Consider the following 19,389-nt stretch of genomic DNA (forward strand, 5'->3'; position numbering starts at 1 on the left):
ACCTCTCGGGGTCCCGCGCGCCGCCGCCTCAGGGCAGGGTCAGCCTCGGCTTGGGGGCGTCCGTGCGGCCGGTCGGGGGCTTGCGGCTGCCTGCCCGGTACTGGTCCGGCCACCGCGCCGCCTCGCCCGCGTACTCCTGGTCCGCCGCCGCGTGCAGGGTCCAGTGCGGGTCGTACAGATGCGGCCGGGCCAGCGCGCAGAGGTCGGCGCGGCCCGCCAGCAGGATCGAGTTGACGTCGTCCCAGGAGGAGATCGCGCCGACCGCGATCACGGGGATGTCCAGGGCGTTGCGGATCCGGTCGGCGTACGGAGTCTGGTAGGAGCGGCCGAACTCCGGCTTCTCCTCGGGGACGACCTGGCCGGTCGACACGTCGATCGCGTCGACGCCGTGCGCGGCGAAGGCGCGGGCGATCTCCACAGCGTCCTCGGCGGTGGTGCCGCCGGGTACCCAGTCGGTCGCGGAGACGCGGACGGTCGTGGGCCGGTCGTCGGGCCACGCCTCGCGCACCGCGTCGAAGACCTCCAGGGGGAAGCGGAGGCGGTTGTCGAGCGTGCCGCCATAGGCGTCCGTGCGCCGGTTGGCGAGGGGAGAGAGGAACCCGGAGAGCAGATAGCCGTGGGCGCAGTGGAGTTCGAGCAGGTCGAAGCCGCTCTGCCCGGCGCGCCTGGCGGCTGCGGCGAACTGGTCGCGCACGGCGGTGAGCCCGTCGCGGTCGAGCGCGTGCGGGACCTGGTTGACGCCCGCGCGGTACGGAATCGGGGAGGCGGCCGACAGCGGCCAGTTGCCCCGCTCCAGCGGCTCGTCGATGCCCTCCCACATGAGCTTGGTGGAGCCCTTGCGGCCGGAGTGGCCGAGCTGGACGCCGATCGCAGCTCCGGGCGAGTGATGGTGGACGAAGTCGGTGACGCGGCGCCAGGCGGCGGCCTGCTCGGGCGTGTAGAGGCCGGTGCAGCCCGGGGTGATCCGCCCTTCGGGGCTCACGCAGACCATCTCGGTCATCACGAGTCCGGCGCCGCCGAGCGCGCGTGCGCCGAGGTGGACGAGGTGGAAGTCGCCGGGGAGTCCGTCCGCGGCGCTGTACATGTCCATCGCCGAGACGACGACGCGGTTGCGCAGGGTCAGTCCGCGCAGGGTCAGCGGTGTGAACATCGGCGGCGTGCCGGGCGGGCAGCCGAAGTCGCGCTCCACGGAGTCGGTGAAGGCGCGGTCGCGCAGACGCAGGTTGTCGTGGGTGACGCGGCGGCTGCGGGTGAGGAGGTTGAAGGCGAACTGGCGGGCCGGCTGGTCGAGATAGGAGGCCATGTCCTCGAACCAGCGCAGGCTCGCCGCCGCCGCGCGCTGCGTCGAGGCGACGACCGGGCGGCGCTCGCTCTCGTACGCCGCGAGCGCCTCGGCCAGACCGGGCTGCTCCTCGATGCAGGCGGCGAGCGCGAGGGCGTCCTCGACGGCGAGCTTGGTGCCGGAGCCGATGGAGAAGTGGGCAGTGTGGGCGGCGTCGCCGAGGAGCACGATGCGGCCGTGGGACCAGCGTTCGTTGACGACGGTCTGGAAGGCGATCCAGGAGGAGTTGTTGCCGCGCAGGGGGCGGCCGCCGAGGGCGTCGGCGAAGATCTTGGCGCACTGGTCGGCGGACTGCTGCTCGTCGCAGGCGTCCAGACCGGCCGCGCGCCAGACCTCCTCGCGCATCTCGACGATGACGGTGGAGGCGCCGGCGTGGGTACCGGCCCCGGCGCCGTCGGACGACGGGCGGGCATAGGGGTAGCCGTGCAGCTGCATCACGCCGTGCTCGGTCTCGGCGATCTCGAAGCGGAAGGCGTCGAGGGCGAAGTCGGCGGCGAGCCAGATGTAGCGGCAGCGGTGGGCGGTGACGTGCGGCGCGAAGACGTCGGCGTGCGCCTCGCGGGTGAGGCTGTGCACGCCGTCCGCGGCGATGACGAGGTCGTACGAGGCGGCGAGCTCGGCGGCGGGCGGGGCGGGGGTGCGGAAGCGGAGCCGTACGCCCAGGGACTCGCACCGCTCGTGCAGGATCTCCAGCAGCCGGCGCCGCCCGAGCGCGGCGAAGCCGTGGCCGCCGGAGGTGAGGGTGCGGCCGCGGTGGACGATGTCGATGTCGTCCCACCGTACGAACTCCTCCTGGAGGGCCCGGTAGACGACGGGGTCGGCGTGCTCGATCCCGCCGAGGGTCTCGTCGGACAGGACGACGCCGAAGCCGAAGGTGTCGTCGGGGGCGTTGCGCTCCCAGACCGTGATGTCGCGGGCCGGGTCGAGCCGCTTGAGCAGGGCGGCTGCGTACAGCCCGCCGGGGCCGCCGCCGATGACCGCGACGCGCAGGGGCGCGGACACGGCTACCGCCCCCGCCACTTCGGCTGGCGCTTCTCGGTGAAGGCGGCGTGGAACTCGGCGTAGTCCTCGCCGTTCATCAGCAGCGCCTGGGTCGCCGCGTCCAGCTCGACCGAGGCCGCGAGCGGCATGTCCAGCTCCGCGGTGAGCAGCGCCTTCGTCTGGGCGTGGGCCAGCGCCGGGCCGTCCGCGAGGCGGCGGGCCAGGGCGGCCGAGCGGGCGTCCGCCTCGCCCTCCTCGGTCAGCTCGCTGATCAGGCCGATCCGCTCCGCCTCGGGCGCGCGGACCGGTTCGCCGAGCATCAGCAGCCGGGTGGCGTGGCCGAGGCCGACGACCCTGGGGAGCAGATAGGCCGCGCCCATGTCGCCGCCCGACAGGCCCACCTTGGTGAACAGGAACGCGAACCGGGCCGACGGATCCGCCACCCGGAAGTCCGCCGCCAGCGCCAGCACCGCGCCCGCGCCGGCGGCGACGCCGTGCACGGACGCGATCACCGGGAAGGGGCACTCGCGCAGCGCGCGGACCACCTGGCCGGTCATCCGGTTGAAGTCGAGGAGCTCGGCGGTGTCCATGGAGAGCGTCGCGCCGATGATCTCGTCGACGTCGCCGCCGGAGCAGAACCCGCGCCCCTCGCCGGCCAGGACGAGGGCGCGCACGGAGCGCTCGCGGGAGAGCTCGGCGAGGAGGTCGCGCAGGTCGGCGTAGGCGCCGAAGGTGAGCGCGTTGAGCTTCTCGGGGCGGGCGAGGGTGACGACGGCGACATGGTCGTCGATCCTCAGCCGCAGATGGCGCCAGTCGTCGGTGCGCGACGCGGAGCCGGAAAAGGGGCTCATGGAGTGTGGCCTCCTTCAGCGCGGGCGGGGGCTGCTGCCTGCCTTCTGAAGTTATCACTCATCCGTGACTTCCGTCACGAGTGCGCGATACGCGCCTGGGTTCCGCGGCCGTGTACTGGGTCGGCGGAGGTCGGGTACCAGTTGCGACACAGGTCTCTGCCCTCAAGGGCAGAGACGAGGGTGCACGTCGTCGTGCTCCGTATGGTTGAAAACGGAACCGGCCGCCGGTCGCCCCGCGGCCCCGCCGGTCCCGTCCGCTCAGCCCGCCCGCCTCGCCCGCCCCGCCCGCCTCGAAGGGACTCGCCGTGCCCCACCCGAACGGACTCCGCCGTGCTTGAGAGCCCCGGCCCCGCCTCCTGGCGCATAGCGCTGCCGCGCACCGCAGCGGCCGTGCCCATGGCCCGCGCCCTCGTCCGCACGGCGCTCGCGGAGGTGGAGGGCTCGGCGGACCGGGACACGGCCGAGCTGCTGACGGCCGAGCTCGTCACCGACGCCGTCGCACACGGCCCCGGCGCGTCCCCCCTCGAGCTGGTGCTGGAGCTGCTGCCGACGGGCTGCCAGGTGGAGGTCCACGACGGCGGGAAGGCCCCGGCCGGAACGCCGTCCCGGCCGGGGCCCGCCGGCGAGCCCGCCCCGTGGCGGGACCACGGGCGCGGGCTGCTGCTGATCCGGGCGCTGAGCTCGGCCTGCGGTCACCGGACCACGGCCGGGGGCACGGCGGTCTGGTTCACGCTCCCTTCGAGGAACTGACCAGCTCGGGGGATGCGGAGTCCCCCTCGGGACTGTCCGCCTCGGGACTGTCCGCCTCGGGACCGGCCGCCTCGGGGCCGTCCGCCTCGGGACCGTCTCCCCCCGGACCGTCCGCCTCGGGACCGGCCGCGGAGCCGCCGTCGGAGCCGGGAGTGGCCGGGGAGGCCGCGAGCCGCGAGCGGCTGCGCCCGTACACCGCGTACACCACGGCTCCCGCCACCAGGAACACCGCGAACTGCACCCAGGTCGTCCAGCCCGTGCCCCAGATCAGGTACAGGCAGAAGGCCACGCCCAGCACCGGGCTGACCGGGTACAGCGGCACCCGGAACTTCGACTTCAGCCCGGGGTAGCGGCGGCGCAGCCCGATCACCGCGATGTTGACCACGGCCATGACGGCGAGCGTGCCGATGGTCGTCAGGTTCATCACGACGTCGAGCGGGGCGATCGCGGCCGGGACCGCGAACACGGCGGCGACGATCCAGGTGTTGGCGACCGGCGTGGAGGTCTTCGGGGAGACCCGCTCGAAGACCCGGGGGATCAGCCCGTCGCGGGACATCGACATCAGGATGCGCGTCTGGCCGTACATCACGGCGAGGACGACCGACGCGATGGCGACGACCGCGCCGAGCGCGATGACGCCGCCGCCGACGGTCGAGTCGGTGACCTGGTTGACGATCAGCGTGAGCGCGGCCGGCTTGTCGGCGACGTCGTCCGCGGACATCGCGCCGATGGCGGCGAGCGCGACCAGGCAGTACAGCAGGGTGACGATGCCGATGCAGATCATGATCGCGAGCGGGATGTTGCGCCGCGGGTTCTTGACCTCTTCGCCGGCCGTGGTGATCGCGTCGAAGCCGATGTACGAGAAGAACGCGAGCGACGCGCCCGACGTGATGCCCGCCATGTGGTGCGGCGAGAACGGCGAGAGGTTGTCCGAGGTGTACGCGGTGTAGGCGACCGCGCAGAACAGGATCAGGATCGCGATCTTCACCACGGCCATCACGGCGGTGGCACGGGCGCTCTCGCGGATGCCGCGGACCAGGAGCAGTGCGGCGAGCACCATCACCACGACGGCGGGGAGGTTGACGACGCCGCCCTCGCCGGGCGGGTTGGAGAGCGCGGCGGGCAGCTGCCAGCCGACGAGGCTGTTCAGCAGCTCGTTGAGGTACTGGCCCCAGCCCACGGCGACGGCGGCGGCGGAGACGCCGTACTCCAGCAGCAGACACCAGCCGACGAGGAAGGCGACGCGCTCGCCGAGCGTGGCGTACGCGAACGAGTACGAGCTGCCCGAGACGGGTATCGCGCTGCCCAGCTCGGCGAAGGCGAACGCGGTGAGGATGCAGGTGACGGCGGCCAGCATGAAGGAGACGACGACCGCGGGGCCGGCCTCGGCGACGCTGTCGGAGAGGCCGACGAAGATGCCGGTGCCGACGATCGCTCCGACGCCGAAGCACACGAGCTGGAAGAGCCCCATGGTGCGCTGGAGGCCATGCCCCTCGGTGTCCGCGCCGGATTCGGCGACCAGTCGGTCGGGGCTTTTGATGCGCATGGAGGGCCGTTCTCTTCGCGGTACGTACACAAGAAAGTGGGGTCCGAGCGCGAGCCCGAACCCCACAATCGAAGGCATACTAGCCGCCGAGCTGCATGTTCACCCAATTGTGCGCATGGCCATTCGATCTGGGGGCCGATGGTCCTGACGGCCGGGTGGGCCTTCGGGCCGTCCGTCCGACGCCGCCGTCCGAGGCCGTCCGTCAGGCCGCTCCCCCGGAGAGGGTGGCCACCATGACGGCCTTGATCGTGTGCAGCCGGTTCTCGGCCTCGTCGAAGACGACGGAGTGCTCCGACTCGAAGACCTCGTCGGTGACTTCGAGCTCGCTCAGACCGTGGCTCTCGTGGATCCCGCGGCCGACGTCGGTGCCGAGGTCGTGGAAGGCGGGGAGGCAGTGCATGAACTTCACGTCCGCGTTGCCGGTCGCGCGCAGCACGTCCATCGTCACGGCGTACGGGCCCAGCGCCTTGATGCGCTCGTCCCAGATCTCCTTGGGCTCGCCCATCGAGACCCAGACGTCGGTGGCGACGAAGTCGGCGCCCTTGACACCTTCGGCGACGTCCTCGGTGAGGGTGATCCGGGCACCGCTGGCCTCGGCGGCCTCGCGGGCCCGGGCGACGATCTCCTCGGCCGGCCAGTACGCCTGGGGCGCGACGATCCGGATGTCCATGCCCAGCAGCGCGCCGGTGACGAGGTAGGAGTTGCCCATGTTGAAGCGGGCGTCGCCGAGGTAGGCGAAGGCGATGCGGTCGAGCGGCTTGTCGCTGTGCTCGGTCATGGTGAGCACGTCGGCGAGCATCTGGGTGGGGTGCCAGTCGTCGGTGAGGCCGTTGTAGACCGGGACCGACGCGTACGCGGCGAGCTCCTCGACGACGGCCTGTCCGTCCCCGCGGTACTCGATGGCGTCGAACATCCGGCCGAGCACCCGCGCGGTGTCCTTCGCGGACTCCTTGCTCCCTATGTGCGAGCCGGACGGGTCGATGTACGTCGTCGACGCGCCCTGGTCCGCCGCCGCGACCTCGAAGGCGCAGCGCGTCCGGGTGGAGGCCTTCTCGAAGATCAAGGCGATGTTCTTGCCGCGCAGCCGCTGCTCCTCCGTGCCGGCCCGCTTGGCCGCCTTGAGCTCGGCGGCGAGATCGACCAGGCCGCGGAACTCCTCGGCGGTGAAGTCCAGCTCCTTGAGGAAGTGGCGGCCTTCGAGATGTATCGCCATGGTGGCTGCTCCTGGATCGCGACTGCGGTGACCGTGGAACTATATACGAAGCTCTGCATTGCTATTCAGGGCGACCTGGCCTGCCCGGCCTGCCTGCCTGCCCGGCCTGCCTGCCTGCCCGGCCGACGGTCTCTCGCCGACCCTCTCCCAGTTCCGCGCCACTCGCTACGCGGCGTCCCTCTCGACCGGGCAGCTCATACACCGCGGCCCTCCCCTGCCCCGGCCCAGCTCGCTGCCCCGGATCTCGATCACTTCGATGCCGCGCTTGCGCAGATAGGTGTTGGTGGTGACATTGCGCTCGTACGCCACGACGACCCCGGGCTCGACGGCGAGCACATTGCATCCGTCGTCCCACTGCTCGCGCTCGGCGGAGTGCACGTCCTGGGTCGCCGTCAGCACGCGGATCTCCTGGAGCCCCAGCGCCGCCGCGATGGCGCTGTGCATCTGCTCGGGCGGATGGTCGGAGACCCTGAGCCCCTGCGAGCCCTCGGCCGGCTCGATGGTGTACGAGCGGAGCATGCCCAGCCCCGCGTACTGCGTGAACGTGTCCCGGTCGACCATCGTCATCACCGTGTCGAGGTGCATGAAGGCCCGGCGCTTGGGCATGTCCAGCGCCACGATCGAACGGGCCGAGCCGGTCGCGAACAGCCCCCGCGCCAGCATCTCCACGGCCTGCGGGGTGGTGCGCTCGCTCATCCCGATCAGCACCGCGCCGTTGCCGATGACCAGCACGTCGCCGCCCTCGATGGTGGAGGGGTAGTCGTCCTGGCCCTCCGACCAGTAGTGGAAGGCGCCGGCGCGGGCGCTGGTGAAGACCGGGTGGTGCTTGTAGATCGCCTCGAAGTGCACGGTCTCCCGCTGCCGGGCGGGCCAGCGCATCGCGTTGATGGAGACGCCGTCGTAGATCCAGGCGGACGTGTCCCGGGTGAAGAGATGGTTCGGCAGCGGCTGGAGCAGGAAGTCGTCCAGGTCCATCACATGGAAGCGGACGGACGTCGGCTCGGTGTGACCGGCGAGGAACTCCCGCTTCGTCATCCCGCCGACCAGCGCTTCCGTCAGATCCGGGGTGGGCAGCGCGTCGAACGCCGCTCTGAGGTGGTCGGTGGCGAGCGGCCCGTACTCCTTCTCGGCGAAGACCCGGTCCAGTACGAGCTTTCTGGCCTCGGGGATCTCCAGCGACTCGCGCAGCAGATCCCCGAAGAGGTGCACCTCCACACCCCGGTCGCGCAGTACGTCGGCGAACCCGTCGTGCTCCTGCCGGGCGCGGCGGACCCAGAGCACGTCGTCGAAGAGCAGGGCGTCCTTGTTGCTCGGCGTGAGCCGCTTCAGCTCCAGATCGGGACGGTGCAGGACGACCTGGCGCAGCCGCCCGGTCTCGGAGTCGACGTGGAATCCCATGTATCCCATCCTCACCGCGCGGGCGGCTGTTCACCTGGCGAGCCACGCGCTGCTTGCGTCACCGGACGTGCTGTTCGGGGATGTGCTCTCGCAGAGAACTCCCGTCGCGCCTCGCAGGCCGTCCGAGAGCTCGGGAGGGCGGGCGCCGGCGAGGCTGAGCAGCTTCTGCCACAGCGGCCCCTGGGCGTATATGTAGCTTCCGGGCCGCCATGAAACATGTGCCACGCGTAGCGGTACTGCGCGCACGCCTCCTGCCCACCGCGTCCATCGGCCGCCGTCGCCGGTGATCGCAGACTGAAGGGGAGGCGCTGACAGCGCCTCCCCTTCAGCTTTCGGCAGGGCTCAGAGCCGGGGGTCGACCGGCTCCGACTCCAGAGCCAGCACCGCGAAGACCGCTTCGTGGATCCGCCACAGCGGCTCGCCCGCGGCCAGCCTGTCCAGGGCCTCCAGCCCCAGCGCGTACTCGCGCAGGGCGAGCGAGCGCTTGTGGCCGAGGAACCGGTTGCGCAGGCGCTCCAGGTTCTCCGGGCGGGTGTACTCGGGGCCGTAGATGATCCGCAGATACTCGCGTCCGCGGACCTTGATCCCCGGCTGCACGAGCCGGCCCTTGCCGTCGCGGGCCAGCGCCTGGAGCGGTTTGACGACCATGCCCTCGCCGCGGCGCCCGGTCATCTCCAGCCACCAGTCGACGCCGGCCTGGACGGACGCCTCGTCACCGGTCTCGACGACGAGCCGCCGGGTGACCTGGAGCATGGAGGTGGGGTCGTTCTCCACCAGCCGGTCCAGCCACGCCAGTTGCTCGTCGTGCGGGACGGCCGCCAGCGAGCGGCCCCGCACGGCGAGGATCTGGAACGGCGCGAGACGCACCCCCTCCAGCCCCTCGGTCGTCCAGCAGTACTGCCGGTAGGCCTCGGTGAACGCGGCGGCGTCCGCCGCCCGCTCACGCTGCTTGGCCAGCAGCCCGTCCACCTCGACACCGCGCGCGACGGCGGAGGCGAGCGCGGCCGTGGCTCCGGGGAGCACGGCGCGGGAGGCCGCGCCGACCGCGGCGTACTGCGAGCGCAGCAGCCCGGACGCCTTGAGCGACCAGGGCATCAGCTCGGCGTCCAGCAGCAGCCAGTCCGTGTCGAGCTCGTCCCACAGCCGGGCCTCGCCCGCCGCCGCCCGCACCCGGCCCAGGATCTCCTCGGTGACGCTCTCGTCGTCGAAGAAGGGCCGCCCGGTGCGGGTGTAGAGCGCGCCCGTCGGTCCCTCGACCCCGAACCGCTCGCGCGCGGCGGCCGCGTCGCGGCAGACGAGGACGACCGCGCGGGAGCCCATGTGCTTCTCCTCGCACACGACCTTCTCGACGCCGTCCGCCTTGTACTGGGCGAAGGCCTCGGCCGGGTGCTCCAGGAACCCCTCGCGGTCCGAGGTCGCGGTCGGCGACATCGTGGGCGGCAGATAGGCGAGCAGCCGCGGGTCCACCGCGAAGCGGCTCATGACCTCGAGCGCGGCGGCCGCGTTCTCCTCGCGCACGCCGATGCGGGCCATGTGCCCGGTCTCCACGACGCGTCGGCCCTGCACGTCGGCGAGGTCCAGCGGACGGCCCTCGCGCCCGCCCGGGGCCTCGGTGAGGAGCGGCTTGGCCGGTTCGTACCAGACCTTCTCCGCCGGCACGTCGACCAGCTCGCGCTCCGGCCAGCGCAGCGCGGTCATCTTGCCGCCGAAGACCGCTCCGGTGTCCAGGCAGATGGTGTTGTTGATCCACGAGGTGTCGGGCACGGGGGTGTGGCCGTACACCACTGCCGCGCGGCCTCGGTAGTCCTCCGCCCACGGGTAGCGCACGGGCAGCCCGAACTCGTCGGTCTCGCCGGTGGTGTCGCCGTACAGCGCGTGCGAGCGCACCCGGCCCGAGGTGCGCCCGTGGTACTTCTCGGGCAGGCCCGCGTGGCAGACCACCAGCCTGCCCTCGTCGAGGACGTAGTGGCTGACGAGCCCGTCGATGAACTCCCGTACCTGCTCGCGGAAGCCGTCGTCCTCGCGCTCCAGCTGCTCGATGGTCTCGGCGAGGCCGTGCGTGTGCTGGACGTTGCGGCCCTTGAGCCAGCGGCCCAGCTTGTTCTCGTGGTTGCCGGGGACGCACAGGGCGTTGCCGTCGGCGACCATGCCCATGACCCGGCGGAGCACGCCGGGGCTGTCGGGCCCGCGGTCGACGAGGTCTCCGACGAAGACGGCCGTACGTCCCTCGGGGTGTACGCCGTCCGCATAGCCGAGCCGGCCGAGCAGGGTCTCCAGCTCGGAGCTGCAGCCATGGACGTCGCCGATGATGTCGAAGGGCCCGGTGAGGTGGCGAAGGTCGTTGTACCGGTGCTCCAGGACGACCTCGGCGCTCTCGACCTCCTCCACGCTGCGCAGGATGTGCACCTTGCGGAAGCCCTCGCGCTCCAGTCCGCGCAGCGAGCGGTGCAGCTCGCGGCGGTGGCGCTGGATGACGTGCCGGGGCATGCCGGCACGGTCGGGGCGCCCCGCGTTGCGTTCGGCGCACACCGCCTCCGGCAGGTCGAGCACGATCGCGATCGGCAGCACGTCGTGCTGCCGGGCCAGCTGGACCAGCTGCCGGCGGCTCTCCTGCTGCACGCTGGTGGCGTCGACGACGGTCAGCCGTCCGGCGGCGAGCCGCTTGCCGGCGATGTAGTGGAGCAGGTCGAAGGCGTCGCCGCTCGCGCTCTGGTCGTTCTCGTCGTCGGCGACCAGTCCGCGGCAGAAGTCCGAGGAGACGACCTCGGTGGCCTTGAAGTGCTTGCGGGCGAACGTGGACTTGCCGGAGCCGGTGGCCCCGATGAGGACGACCAGCGAGAGGTCGGTGACCGGCAGTGTGCGCTTCGCCGGCGCGGCGGTGTCTGTCGTACTGGTCATGCGGCCTTCGCCTCCCTCTTGCTCTTCTCGGTCTTCTCGGTCTTCTCGGCCGTGGTGTCGTCGGCCCGGGTGAACACCGCCATCTGCGTGGGCGGCCCCACCTCGGGGTCGTCGGGTCCGACGGGCACGAACTCCACCGCGTATCCATGCCGCTGCGCGACCGCGCCGGCCCAGGAGCGGAACTCCTCGCGCGTCCACTCGAAGCGGTGGTCGCCATGGCGTACGTGCCCGGCGGGCAGCGTCTCCCAGCGGACGTTGTACTCGACGTTCGGCGTGGTCACCAGCACGGTCCCCGGCCGCGCCGACCCGAACACCGCGTACTCCAGCGCCGGCAGCCTCGGCAGGTCGAGGTGCTCGACAACCTCGCTGAGCACGGCGGCGTCATAGCCGCCGAGCCGCTTGTCGGTATAGGTGAGCGAGCCCTGGGTGAGCTTGACCCGCGCGGCCTGCCGCTCGCCCATCCGGTCCAGCTTCAGCCGTCGCTCGGCGATGGTCAGCGCCCGTACGGACACGTCGACGCCCACGATCTCGGTGAACCGCACGTCCTTGAGCAGTGCCTGCACCAACTGGCCCTGTCCGCAGCCCAGGTCGAGCACCCGGCTCGCCCCGGCGGCCCGCAGGGCGTTCAGGATCGCCTCCCTGCGCTGCTCGGCGAGCGGCACGGGCCTGTCTTCCGTGTCCGTCGCCTCGTCCACCGCGTTGTCGACGTCCTCGACCTCGAGGTCGTCGGCCTCGGCGAGCCGCACCAGCTCCAGTCGCTCCATCGCCTGCCGGGTCAGCCCCCAGCGGCGCGCCAGATAGCGGCTGGTGATCAGCTTCTGCTCGGGGTGATCGGCCAGCCAGCCCTCGCCGGCCCGCAGCAGCTTGTCCACCTCGTCGGGCGCGACCCAGTAGTGCTTGGCGTCGTCGAGCACCGGCAGCAGGACGTACAGCTGCCGCAGCGCGTCGGCGAGCCGCAGCTCCCCTTCGAGCACCAGCTGTACGTAGCGCGAGTCGCCCCACTCCGGGAACCGCTCGTCCAGCACCACCGGCTCGGCCTCGACCGACGTCCAGCCCAGCGGCCCGAACAGCTTGCGGACCAGCTCGGCCCCGCCGCGCGCGGGCAGCGCGGGCACCTCGACGCGCAGCGGCAGCGGGCTCTGGGCCCGCTCGGGCAGCGCGGCGCACACGCCCCGAAGGGCGCTCTTGAACACCGTGCTCAGCGCGACGGCCAGCAGGGACGAGGCGGCGTAGGGTCGGTCGTTGACGTACTGGGCGAGCGCCGAGTCGGGCGCGCCGCCGCGGCCCTTGCCCTTGCCGCGCCGCACCAGCGCCACCGGATCCACCTCCAGCAGCAGCGCGGCCGTGCAGCGCTCGGCGGACGCCTCCGGGTAGAAGACATGCGCCGTGCCGTGCGAGGTGGAGAACGTCTGCGCCCGGTCGGGATGCTTGTGCAGCAGGAATCCGAGGTCGGTGGCAGGACGTTCCAGGTCTCCGGTCGTACTGATCGTCAAGAACACGTGTCCGAGTATGACCGTCTTCCTGCCGCTGCGACCAGCAGTTTTCCTCAGGCTCCGGTCCCCGGCTCCCTCGTTGCTCCCTTCTCTTCAAGGTCTTCTGCGCTCCTGTCCAGCGACTCCTTGAGCCGGGAGATCTGACGCGGCCCGACCCGGCAGCAGCCGCCGATCAGCCGGGCGCCGGCCGCCGCCCACTGCCGTGCCATGGCCGGGTCGTACGTCGTCGCGCCGCGCCATCCGCGCGCGTCCGCGTCCCACCGCTCCCCGCTGTTCGGGTAGACGACGACCGGCTTGCCCGTCGACTGTGCGGCGAGCTCGACCGCCGGGCCGGCGTCGCCCGGCTCGCAGCAGTTCACCCCGACGGCGATCACCTCCTCCCGGCCCGCTGCCAGCGCGAAGGCCCGCGCCAGCTCCTGCCCCGCCCGGGTCCGCCGGCCCACGACGCTGTACGAGAGCCAGACGGGGACCCCGCAGCCCTCGACCACCCGCAGCAGGGCCTCCGCCTCGTCCATGTCCGGCACCGTCTCCAGCGCCAGCACATCCGCTCCGGCGGCGGCCAGAGCCTCCACCCTCGGCCGGTGGAAGCGCTCCAGCTCCCGCACGGACAGTCCGTACCGGCCGCGGTACTCGCTGCCGTCCGCGAGCATCGCGCCGTACGGCCCGACCGAGGCCGCGACCCAGACCTCCCGCCCGGCCCCCGCGCCCGCGGCGCGCGCCAGCGCCACACTGCGAGCCAGCAGCTCCGCGGCCTCCTCCCGTCCCACGCCCCGCTGGGCGAAGCCCTCGAACGTGGCCTGATAGCTGGAGGTGATGAGCACCTGCGCGCCCGCCCGCGCATACGCCGCGTGCGCTGCCTCGATCTGCCGCGGCCCGTCGGCGAGCAGCCGCGCCGACCAGAGCGCGTCGGACAGATCGCAGCCCTGCGCCTCCAGCTGGTTGGACAGACCGCCGTCGAGGACGACGGGCCCCTCGGCGAGCGCGGAGGCGAGCGTACGGGCGGGCATCTCGATCACTCCCGGGTGCGGATCAGCCGAGCTGGGACTGGACCTGCGCGGAGATCAGCTCCAGGTGGTCCAGGTCCCCCAGGTCCAGGAGCTGGAGGTAGACCCGGGACGATCCGATCGCGGCGTACCGACCGATCTTGTCGACCACTTCGGCGGGCGAGCCGGCCAGCCCGTTCGCCTTCAGCTCGTCCACGTCCCGTCCGATGGCGGCGGCGCGGCGGGCCACCTCCGCGTCGTCCTTGCCCACGCAGACGACCAGGGCGTTGGAGTACACCAGGTCGTCCGCTCCCCGCCCGGCCGCCTCCGCGGCGGCGCGGACCCGGCCGAACTGGCGCTCGCTGTCCTCGACGGAGGCGAAGGGGATGTTGAACTCGTCGGCGTACTGCGCGGCGAGCCTGGGGGTGCGGGTCGCCCCGTGGCCGCCGATCAGGACCGGCACCTTTTCCTGGGCGGGCTTGGGCAGCGCGGGCGAGTCGGCGAGCTGGTAGTGCGCGCCGTCGTAGGAGAACGTCTTGCCGATCTCCGTGGCCCACAGCCCGGTCACGATGGCCAGCTGCTCCTCGAGCCGTGCGAACTTCTCCTTGGGGAAGGGGATGCCGTACGCCTTGTGCTCCTCCTCGAACCAGCCGGCGCCCAGGCCCAGCTCGACCCGGCCGCCCGACATCTGGTCGACCTGCGCGACCTGGATGGCGAGCACGCCCGGCAGCCGGAAGGTCCCCGCGGTCATCAGCGTGCCGAGGCGGATCCGACTCGTCTCGCGGGCGAGCCCGGCCAGGGTGATCCAGGCGTCGGTCGGCCCGGGGAGACCGTCGGCGGACCCCATGCTGACGTAGTGGTCAGAGCGGAAGAAGGCGTCGAAGCCCAGGTCCTCGGTGGCCTTGGCAACAGTTAGCAGGGTGGAGTAGCTCGCCCCTTGCTGGGGCTCGGTGAAGATTCGAAGATCCATACACCCATCCTGCACCGTCGAACGGCCGTCAACCCCACCGTCCCCGCCACGCCCACCGCGGCACGGTCGGGTGAAAAAGACGGACGCCGAGCGGCAGACTTCGGGCGAGGCGGTCCCACAGGGGCGCGTATCGAGCGACACATGATCGCGAGGTCATGATGGACCCGCCGCCGAGTCCACCGCGTCCACCGCATCCCGTGCATCCCGTGCGTCCCGAGCCCCCCGTGGGTCCCGTGGGTCCCGTGGGTCCACCGCGTCCGCTGGGCCGGCGGGGACCGGCGCGCCCAACGCGCCCGCCGCGCCCGGCGGCCCCTCCGACGAGCCGGGTCTGTCGGGCGCATCGCCGCCAGGCGCCCCACCGGAGCCGGACGCCCCGCATAACTCGGGCGTCTGCAGCGGCTCGACCGGATCTCCTCTGCCCCGGGCCACGCCCGAGGGTCTCTCCGAGTCGCGCACCGTGAGCCGGCGCAGCATGCCCCGCACCCGGTCGCTCGACTCGTCGGCTGCGTCTATCGCCTCGATGCACAGCCAGTACAACCCCTCCTCGTCCGTCGCGCACGCGACGCCGACCAGGGCGATGCCCACGTCCCCCAGCAGCGCGTTCAGCCCGGTCAACGTGCGTCGGGTGTCGATCACTTCGGTCAGCTGTCCGGCGCGGACCGCGCCGCTGCGCACCATCGGGTGGTCGAGCACTCCGCACCCGCGGCCGCCGATCTCGCTGAGCCCCCGCGCCTCTCCCCTCAGCTCGGGCGGGCCGCACACGGCCAGCCTGCCGCCGATCGCCTGGGCGAGGGCCTGGGCCTGCCATGCCTCCGCCACGATGTCCGGCACTTCCTGGCTCTGCGCCAGGGCGTGCCGGCTGGCTCCGATGAGTCGCTCCGCATCCATCTATGCCGCCCCCGTTCATACGACTTTCTGCCCACTCAGTTCATTACCCAGAGTGAAGGTCCTTGAGCCGAAAAGCCAGGGGAATTCGGAAATCTGTGGACAGGAAGGCCGTTGTGGATAACTTGATGACTCCATAGAGTGACGAAGCCCTCGTGGAAGCCACGTTCGAGCCCTCGGAAAGGATCACTTCGCGGGGAAGCGGACCTCATTCCGGTCGATCTTCTCGGAGAGCGCCGCCAGCGCGTCCACGCCCAGCACCTCGCAGAACTGCAGCAGATAGGCCAGCACGTCCGCGACCTCGTCGCGCACCCGGTGCGCGGCCTCCTCGCCCTCCATGACCTGGGCCGACTGCTCCGGCGTCAACCACTGGAAGATCTCCACCAGTTCGGACGCCTCCACGCTGAGGGCCACCGCCAGGTTCTTCGGGGTGTGGTACGGCTGCCACTGCCGCGCCGCCGCGAATTCGACCAGCCTGCGCTGCAGCCCGGCCACGTCCAGTCCGTCGTCTCTTGTCACGGCACCAGGTCTACCACCGTCACACCGGCCGCCCCACGCGCAGCCGACGCATCGCCGACCGCCCCCACCAGCCTGATGTGCCCCCGTGCGCACATCTCCGCGCCCAGCGAGATCAGCTCGCTCCTCTGGCGCGCGTCCAGGCAGCGGTCGAGGCCGTCCGCGAGGACCGTGAGCGACTGGAGCGCCGACGGCACCTCGGCCGCCTGCTCCACGGCCAGCACGCCCGGCCCGGTGAGCAGCACCAGCGCGAGGCCCAGAAACCTCAACTCGCCCTCTCCGAGCCGCCCCAGAGGGGTGGCCGCGCCCGCGTCGCCCCGCGCGAGCAGGGCGCGCACGGTGCCGTCGTCGAGCTCGTCGACGGCGAGGTCCGCCACCTCCCCCGCGCAGCCCGCCCGCGCCGCGGCTGCCAGCCGGGCGTGCCGCCGGGCGCACTGGCGCCGCGTCCGGTGCAGCACGGCGGCCAGGTTGTCGCAGCCGCGCCGCAGCCGGCTCTCCCGCGGGTCGACGGGCCGGCGCATCAGCTGCGGCTGGGGATCGCAGACGAAGACGGACCGCAGCGCCACCACCACCTGCTCGGCGGCGGCCAGGACCCGTAACTGGCCCTGGGTCTTGCCGGCTACGCGCAGCGGCAGCAGGGCGGTGCCGAGCCGGTCGTCCGGCAGCGGGGCGCGGGTGACGGACGCGGCGCCGGCGGTGTGCCAGGCAGCCTGCACCGAGGAGCGGCTCGGATCGCGCAGCGCGGTGGTCAGCAGGGTCTGTCCGCCGGCGGTCAACCGCTCGCCGACGACCCGCAGTTCCGGCTCGGCCTGCACGGCCAGATCGAGCCGCACGGGACCGGCCGGGCCGTCGACCGTGCAGCCGATCCGGAAGCCCCGCCGCCCCTGGCGGTCGGCCTCGGCCCGCTCCGGCACGCACGCGGCCGGGTCCGGGAAGACCGCGGCCAGCTCCTCTCCGGCGGCCAGCCGTGCCAGCGCCTCGTACGCCTGGAGGGCACTGGACTTGCCGCTGCCGCTCGCCCCCGTGAAGAGGGTGAGCGGCCCGAGCGGGAAGGCCGCACCCCGGTGCGACTTGAAGGCGGAGAGCCGTAGTTCGACGACGACGGGGCGGGGGCTGTTCCCGCTGGTGAGCGGCGTGTTCGCGTCCATGGGCGGACGGTACGCAGCGCGAGCGAAGCCGAACCGTTCCCTCTGGACGGCCTTCCTACGAATGAGGGACGGCCGCGGCGGCGATCCCTTCGACCTCTGTTCCGACCGGGGCGAGCAGGAAGACATTGCGGTCGACTCGATGCATACCGCTGCCGAGGCCGAAGACGACTCCGCTGCTGAAGTCGAGGATCCGCTTGGCGACTTCGGTGTCCGCGCTCGTCAGGTCGAGCAGCACCGGGATCTGGGCGACGAGGTACTCGGCGACCTCGCGCGCGTCGGCGAAGACCTGCACGCGCAGTACGACGAATCGGCGCTGCTCGGCCGCGTACTCCTGCGGGATGGTGTGGTGGTCGACCCGCGACGGCCATTCGTTGCGTCCCCGCAGGGGGACGACTTGGGCCAGCCCCTCCCACTGCTCGTCGGTGACGTCGTACCTCTCGTACCTACTCATGGGCGCCATCCTCCCGCCCCTCACCCGTTCGGCCCAACACCGACACGCCCCGTAGGGCGTTCCGCGGCGTGCGACGCGCCTCCTGGAGCCCGGCCGCGCCGGGTCCGGGCGTCACATGCGCCGGTTCGCGTAGTAGTGCTCGATCAGCCGGATGAAGGAGACGTCGTTCTCGTCCTGGCCGCCCTCGAAGTCGGGCGAGTCCTTGACCTCGCCCTTCGTGCACGAGACGCGGACCTTCTCGTCCTGTGTGTCGATGCTGGTCACCAGGCCCGCCGGGAGCACCACCCGCCGACCGAGGATCCATGGGCCCGTGTCCACGACGACGAAGGACCGGCCCACTTCCTCCGTGTGCTTGTCGATCTTGCCTATGGGGCCGTCGGACGCCTCGACGCCATAGCCGACGAGCTGTGCGCCGGGCACATATCCCGCCGTGTCGCGGTAGCCCCACATGTCGCTGGTCATGACCGCCTCCTCACGGTGCTGCGGCTGCTGTTCCGCGTCGGCTCCTTCGCCGACCCGCCCAGCGGATACCCGGCCGCCCGCCTCCCATGCACCCCGCCGGCGCCTCCGCCGAGCGGTCGCCGCATTGGCGTTGACGGCGACAACCATAATCAGAAAGCGCGGAGTCGATAACCGTCTCCATTGCAGCCTTTGATATTTCGATCGGCATGCGCTTCAATCCCCCTGCCGGATCCCGACAACGGGGAGTCTCATGAGTCCTGAACACCGCAGCTCCGACGTAAAGAACCAGCCAGATACCGCACACGATCACGGCCATGAGAACAAACGAGGTCACGACCGCGGGCACGGCGGCGAGCATGGCCACAGTCACGGCCATGGCCACGGACATGGGCATTCGCACAGCCATGCCGTGTCCGCGGACGCCGATCGCCGATGGTTATCCATCTCGTTAGCCCTGATCACCGCCTATATGGCGGTGGAATTCTTCATCGGCCTGGCGGTGAATTCCCTCGCCCTGATTTCCGATGCCGCGCATATGCTTTCCGACGCGGCGTCGATCGTGCTCGCGCTCGTGGCCATGAGGCTGGCGGCCCGCCCGGCGCGCGGCGGCTACACCTATGGGTTGAAGCGGGCCGAGATCCTCTCCGCCCAGGCCAACGGCCTGACCCTGCTGCTGCTCTCCGTCTGGCTCGCCTACGAGGCCGTGGAGCGGCTGATAGAGCCGCCCGAGGTGGGCGGCGCGCCGGTGCTGATCACGGCGCTGGCCGGAGTGGCCGTCAACATCGTGGCCGCCTGGTGCATGTCGAAGGCGAACCGCTCCTCGCTCAACGTCGAGGGCGCGTTCCAGCACATCATCACCGATCTGTACGCCTTCATCGCGACCGCCGTGGCCGGCGCCGTCGTGCTGGTCACCGGGTTCGTCCGCGCCGACGCCGTCGCCTCGCTGATCGTCGTCGCCCTGATGGTCAGGTCCGGCGTGTCCCTGGTCCGGGCGTCCGGGCGGATCTTCCTGGAGGCGGCGCCCGAGGGCGTGGACCCGGACGCCGTCGGCGACCGGATGGCCAAGCGGGACACGGTGGTCGAGGTCCACGACCTGCACGTCTGGGAGATCACCTCGGGCGAGGTCGTCCTCTCCGCCCATGTGCTGGTCGAGCCCGGCGGCAGCTGCCACACGGTGCGGGAGGACGTGCACACGCTCCTGCGCGAGGAGTTCGGGATCACCCACGCCACGCTCCAGGTCGACCACGCGCCGGGCTATGTCAAGGGCGTCGGCTCATGGGAGGACGACCAGGGGGACCAGCAGAAGCACTGCGAGCAGGCGCACGGCGAGGTCTACCACCGGGGCCGCTCGCTCAACGGCCCGGCCCGGGGCCGTCCGCACGGTCACGACCATGGGCGCCCGGCTGCTCAGGGCCATGGTCACGGACACGACCACCATGGCCACGAGCACGATCACGGGGGCTCTTCCGCCCCGAGCCCCAGCGGCGCGTGATCGGCCGCTC

15 protein-coding genes and 1 pseudogene are annotated in these 19,389 nt (G+C 71.9%); 2 read left to right on the top strand and 14 right to left on the bottom strand.

The genetic code is table 11. The features are described 5' to 3' along the window. Nucleotides 1-28: 28 nt before the first annotated feature. Together AB0M39_RS09820 and AB0M39_RS09825 are read right to left on the bottom strand one after the other, a co-directional pair. Nucleotides 29-2,362 carry a bifunctional salicylyl-CoA 5-hydroxylase/oxidoreductase gene (locus AB0M39_RS09820; RefSeq protein WP_365362098.1) on the bottom strand — a complete coding sequence of 778 codons (2,334 nt, stop codon included), beginning with the start codon at nucleotides 2,360-2,362 and terminating at the stop codon, nucleotides 29-31. Next, complete coding sequence (locus AB0M39_RS09825; protein ID WP_365362100.1) at nucleotides 2,347-3,174, bottom strand: enoyl-CoA hydratase family protein; 828 nt, start codon at nucleotides 3,172-3,174, stop codon at nucleotides 2,347-2,349. Before AB0M39_RS09825 ends, AB0M39_RS09820 begins: the two co-directional genes overlap by 16 nt. 330 nt (nucleotides 3,175-3,504) lie before the next feature. Here AB0M39_RS09825 and AB0M39_RS09830 point away from each other — a divergent pair, with 330 nt between their 5' ends. Beyond that, the gene (locus AB0M39_RS09830) at nucleotides 3,505-3,924 is read left to right on the top strand and encodes an ATP-binding protein (RefSeq protein ID WP_365362102.1); all 420 of its coding nucleotides are present in this window, start codon (nucleotides 3,505-3,507) and stop codon (nucleotides 3,922-3,924) included. Here the strand turns inward: AB0M39_RS09830 and AB0M39_RS09835 are convergent. The 12 genes and pseudogenes from AB0M39_RS09835 to AB0M39_RS09890 form a co-directional block, all read right to left on the bottom strand. Further along, the gene (locus tag AB0M39_RS09835; RefSeq protein WP_365362104.1) at nucleotides 3,902-5,470 is read right to left on the bottom strand and encodes an amino acid permease; all 1,569 of its coding nucleotides are present in this window, start codon (nucleotides 5,468-5,470) and stop codon (nucleotides 3,902-3,904) included. The genes AB0M39_RS09830 and AB0M39_RS09835 overlap by 23 nt on opposite strands. 202 nt (nucleotides 5,471-5,672) lie before the next feature. Next, nucleotides 5,673-6,683 (bottom strand): ornithine carbamoyltransferase, encoded by a 1,011-nt coding sequence (argF, locus tag AB0M39_RS09840; RefSeq protein ID WP_365362106.1) that lies wholly within the window; start codon nucleotides 6,681-6,683, stop codon nucleotides 5,673-5,675. 165 nt (nucleotides 6,684-6,848) lie between these two features. After that, on the bottom strand, nucleotides 6,849-8,081 hold the full coding sequence (locus AB0M39_RS09845) for an arginine deiminase (RefSeq protein WP_365362108.1): 1,233 nt from the start codon (nucleotides 8,079-8,081) through the stop codon (nucleotides 6,849-6,851). A 342-nt stretch (nucleotides 8,082-8,423) separates the two neighbouring features. Beyond that, entirely contained in the window at nucleotides 8,424-10,979 is a 2,556-nt protein-coding gene (locus AB0M39_RS09850; protein WP_365362110.1) for a polynucleotide kinase-phosphatase, read from the bottom strand. Continuing rightward, nucleotides 10,976-12,478, bottom strand: a complete 1,503-nt coding sequence (locus AB0M39_RS09855; RefSeq protein WP_365362112.1) for a 3' terminal RNA ribose 2'-O-methyltransferase Hen1 — start codon at nucleotides 12,476-12,478, stop codon at nucleotides 10,976-10,978. The genes AB0M39_RS09850 and AB0M39_RS09855 overlap by 4 nt, the downstream gene beginning before the upstream one ends. A 47-nt stretch (nucleotides 12,479-12,525) precedes the next feature. Beyond that, nucleotides 12,526-13,479 carry a homocysteine S-methyltransferase gene (gene mmuM, locus AB0M39_RS09860; RefSeq protein WP_365362114.1) on the bottom strand — a complete coding sequence of 318 codons (954 nt, stop codon included), beginning with the start codon at nucleotides 13,477-13,479 and terminating at the stop codon, nucleotides 12,526-12,528. A gap of 22 nt (nucleotides 13,480-13,501) precedes the next feature. Continuing rightward, a complete protein-coding gene (locus AB0M39_RS09865) occupies nucleotides 13,502-14,425 on the bottom strand; it encodes an LLM class F420-dependent oxidoreductase (protein ID WP_365362116.1) in 924 nt (307 codons plus the stop codon). Nucleotides 14,426-14,872: 447 nt separating this feature from the next. Then, nucleotides 14,873-15,313: pseudogene (locus tag AB0M39_RS09870) on the bottom strand (DUF6099 family protein); the annotation flags it as partial. Between the two features lie 183 nt (nucleotides 15,314-15,496). Beyond that, the gene (locus AB0M39_RS09875; protein ID WP_365362118.1) at nucleotides 15,497-15,829 is read right to left on the bottom strand and encodes a nucleotide pyrophosphohydrolase; all 333 of its coding nucleotides are present in this window, start codon (nucleotides 15,827-15,829) and stop codon (nucleotides 15,497-15,499) included. Continuing rightward, the gene (locus AB0M39_RS09880) at nucleotides 15,826-16,974 is read right to left on the bottom strand and encodes an ATP-binding protein (protein WP_365362120.1); all 1,149 of its coding nucleotides are present in this window, start codon (nucleotides 16,972-16,974) and stop codon (nucleotides 15,826-15,828) included. The genes AB0M39_RS09875 and AB0M39_RS09880 overlap by 4 nt, the downstream gene beginning before the upstream one ends. A 55-nt stretch (nucleotides 16,975-17,029) precedes the next feature. Continuing rightward, nucleotides 17,030-17,434: a cell division protein SepF gene (locus tag AB0M39_RS09885; protein ID WP_365362122.1), complete on the bottom strand. Its 405-nt coding sequence runs from the start codon at nucleotides 17,432-17,434 to the stop codon at nucleotides 17,030-17,032. Between the two features lie 102 nt (nucleotides 17,435-17,536). Then, nucleotides 17,537-17,887 (bottom strand): PRC-barrel domain containing protein, encoded by a 351-nt coding sequence (locus AB0M39_RS09890; protein ID WP_365362124.1) that lies wholly within the window; start codon nucleotides 17,885-17,887, stop codon nucleotides 17,537-17,539. 409 nt (nucleotides 17,888-18,296) lie between these two features. On the opposite strand from AB0M39_RS09890, the gene AB0M39_RS09895 reads away from it, so the two are divergent. Further along, the gene (locus tag AB0M39_RS09895) at nucleotides 18,297-19,379 is read left to right on the top strand and encodes a cation diffusion facilitator family transporter (protein ID WP_365362126.1); all 1,083 of its coding nucleotides are present in this window, start codon (nucleotides 18,297-18,299) and stop codon (nucleotides 19,377-19,379) included. Nucleotides 19,380-19,389: the final 10 nt, after the last annotated feature.

The sequence above is a fragment of the Streptomyces sp. NPDC051907 genome, from assembly GCF_040681075.1.
Lineage (GTDB): Bacteria > Actinomycetota > Actinomycetes > Streptomycetales > Streptomycetaceae > Streptomyces.

Coding starts and splice junctions, on each gene's coding strand:
- AB0M39_RS09825 (WP_365362100.1), bottom strand. CDS start 3,174: ATGAGCCCCTTTTCCGGCTCCGCGTCGCGCACCGACGACTGGCGCCAT.
- AB0M39_RS09835 (WP_365362104.1), bottom strand. CDS start 5,470: ATGCGCATCAAAAGCCCCGACCGACTGGTCGCCGAATCCGGCGCGGAC.
- argF (WP_365362106.1), bottom strand. CDS start 6,683: ATGGCGATACATCTCGAAGGCCGCCACTTCCTCAAGGAGCTGGACTTC.
- AB0M39_RS09845 (WP_365362108.1), bottom strand. CDS start 8,081: ATGGGATTCCACGTCGACTCCGAGACCGGGCGGCTGCGCCAGGTCGTC.
- AB0M39_RS09850 (WP_365362110.1), bottom strand. CDS start 10,979: ATGACCAGTACGACAGACACCGCCGCGCCGGCGAAGCGCACACTGCCG.
- mmuM (WP_365362114.1), bottom strand. CDS start 13,479: ATGCCCGCCCGTACGCTCGCCTCCGCGCTCGCCGAGGGGCCCGTCGTC.
- AB0M39_RS09865 (WP_365362116.1), bottom strand. CDS start 14,425: ATGGATCTTCGAATCTTCACCGAGCCCCAGCAAGGGGCGAGCTACTCC.
- AB0M39_RS09880 (WP_365362120.1), bottom strand. CDS start 16,974: ATGGACGCGAACACGCCGCTCACCAGCGGGAACAGCCCCCGCCCCGTC.
- AB0M39_RS09885 (WP_365362122.1), bottom strand. CDS start 17,434: ATGGCGCCCATGAGTAGGTACGAGAGGTACGACGTCACCGACGAGCAG.
- AB0M39_RS09890 (WP_365362124.1), bottom strand. CDS start 17,887: ATGACCAGCGACATGTGGGGCTACCGCGACACGGCGGGATATGTGCCC.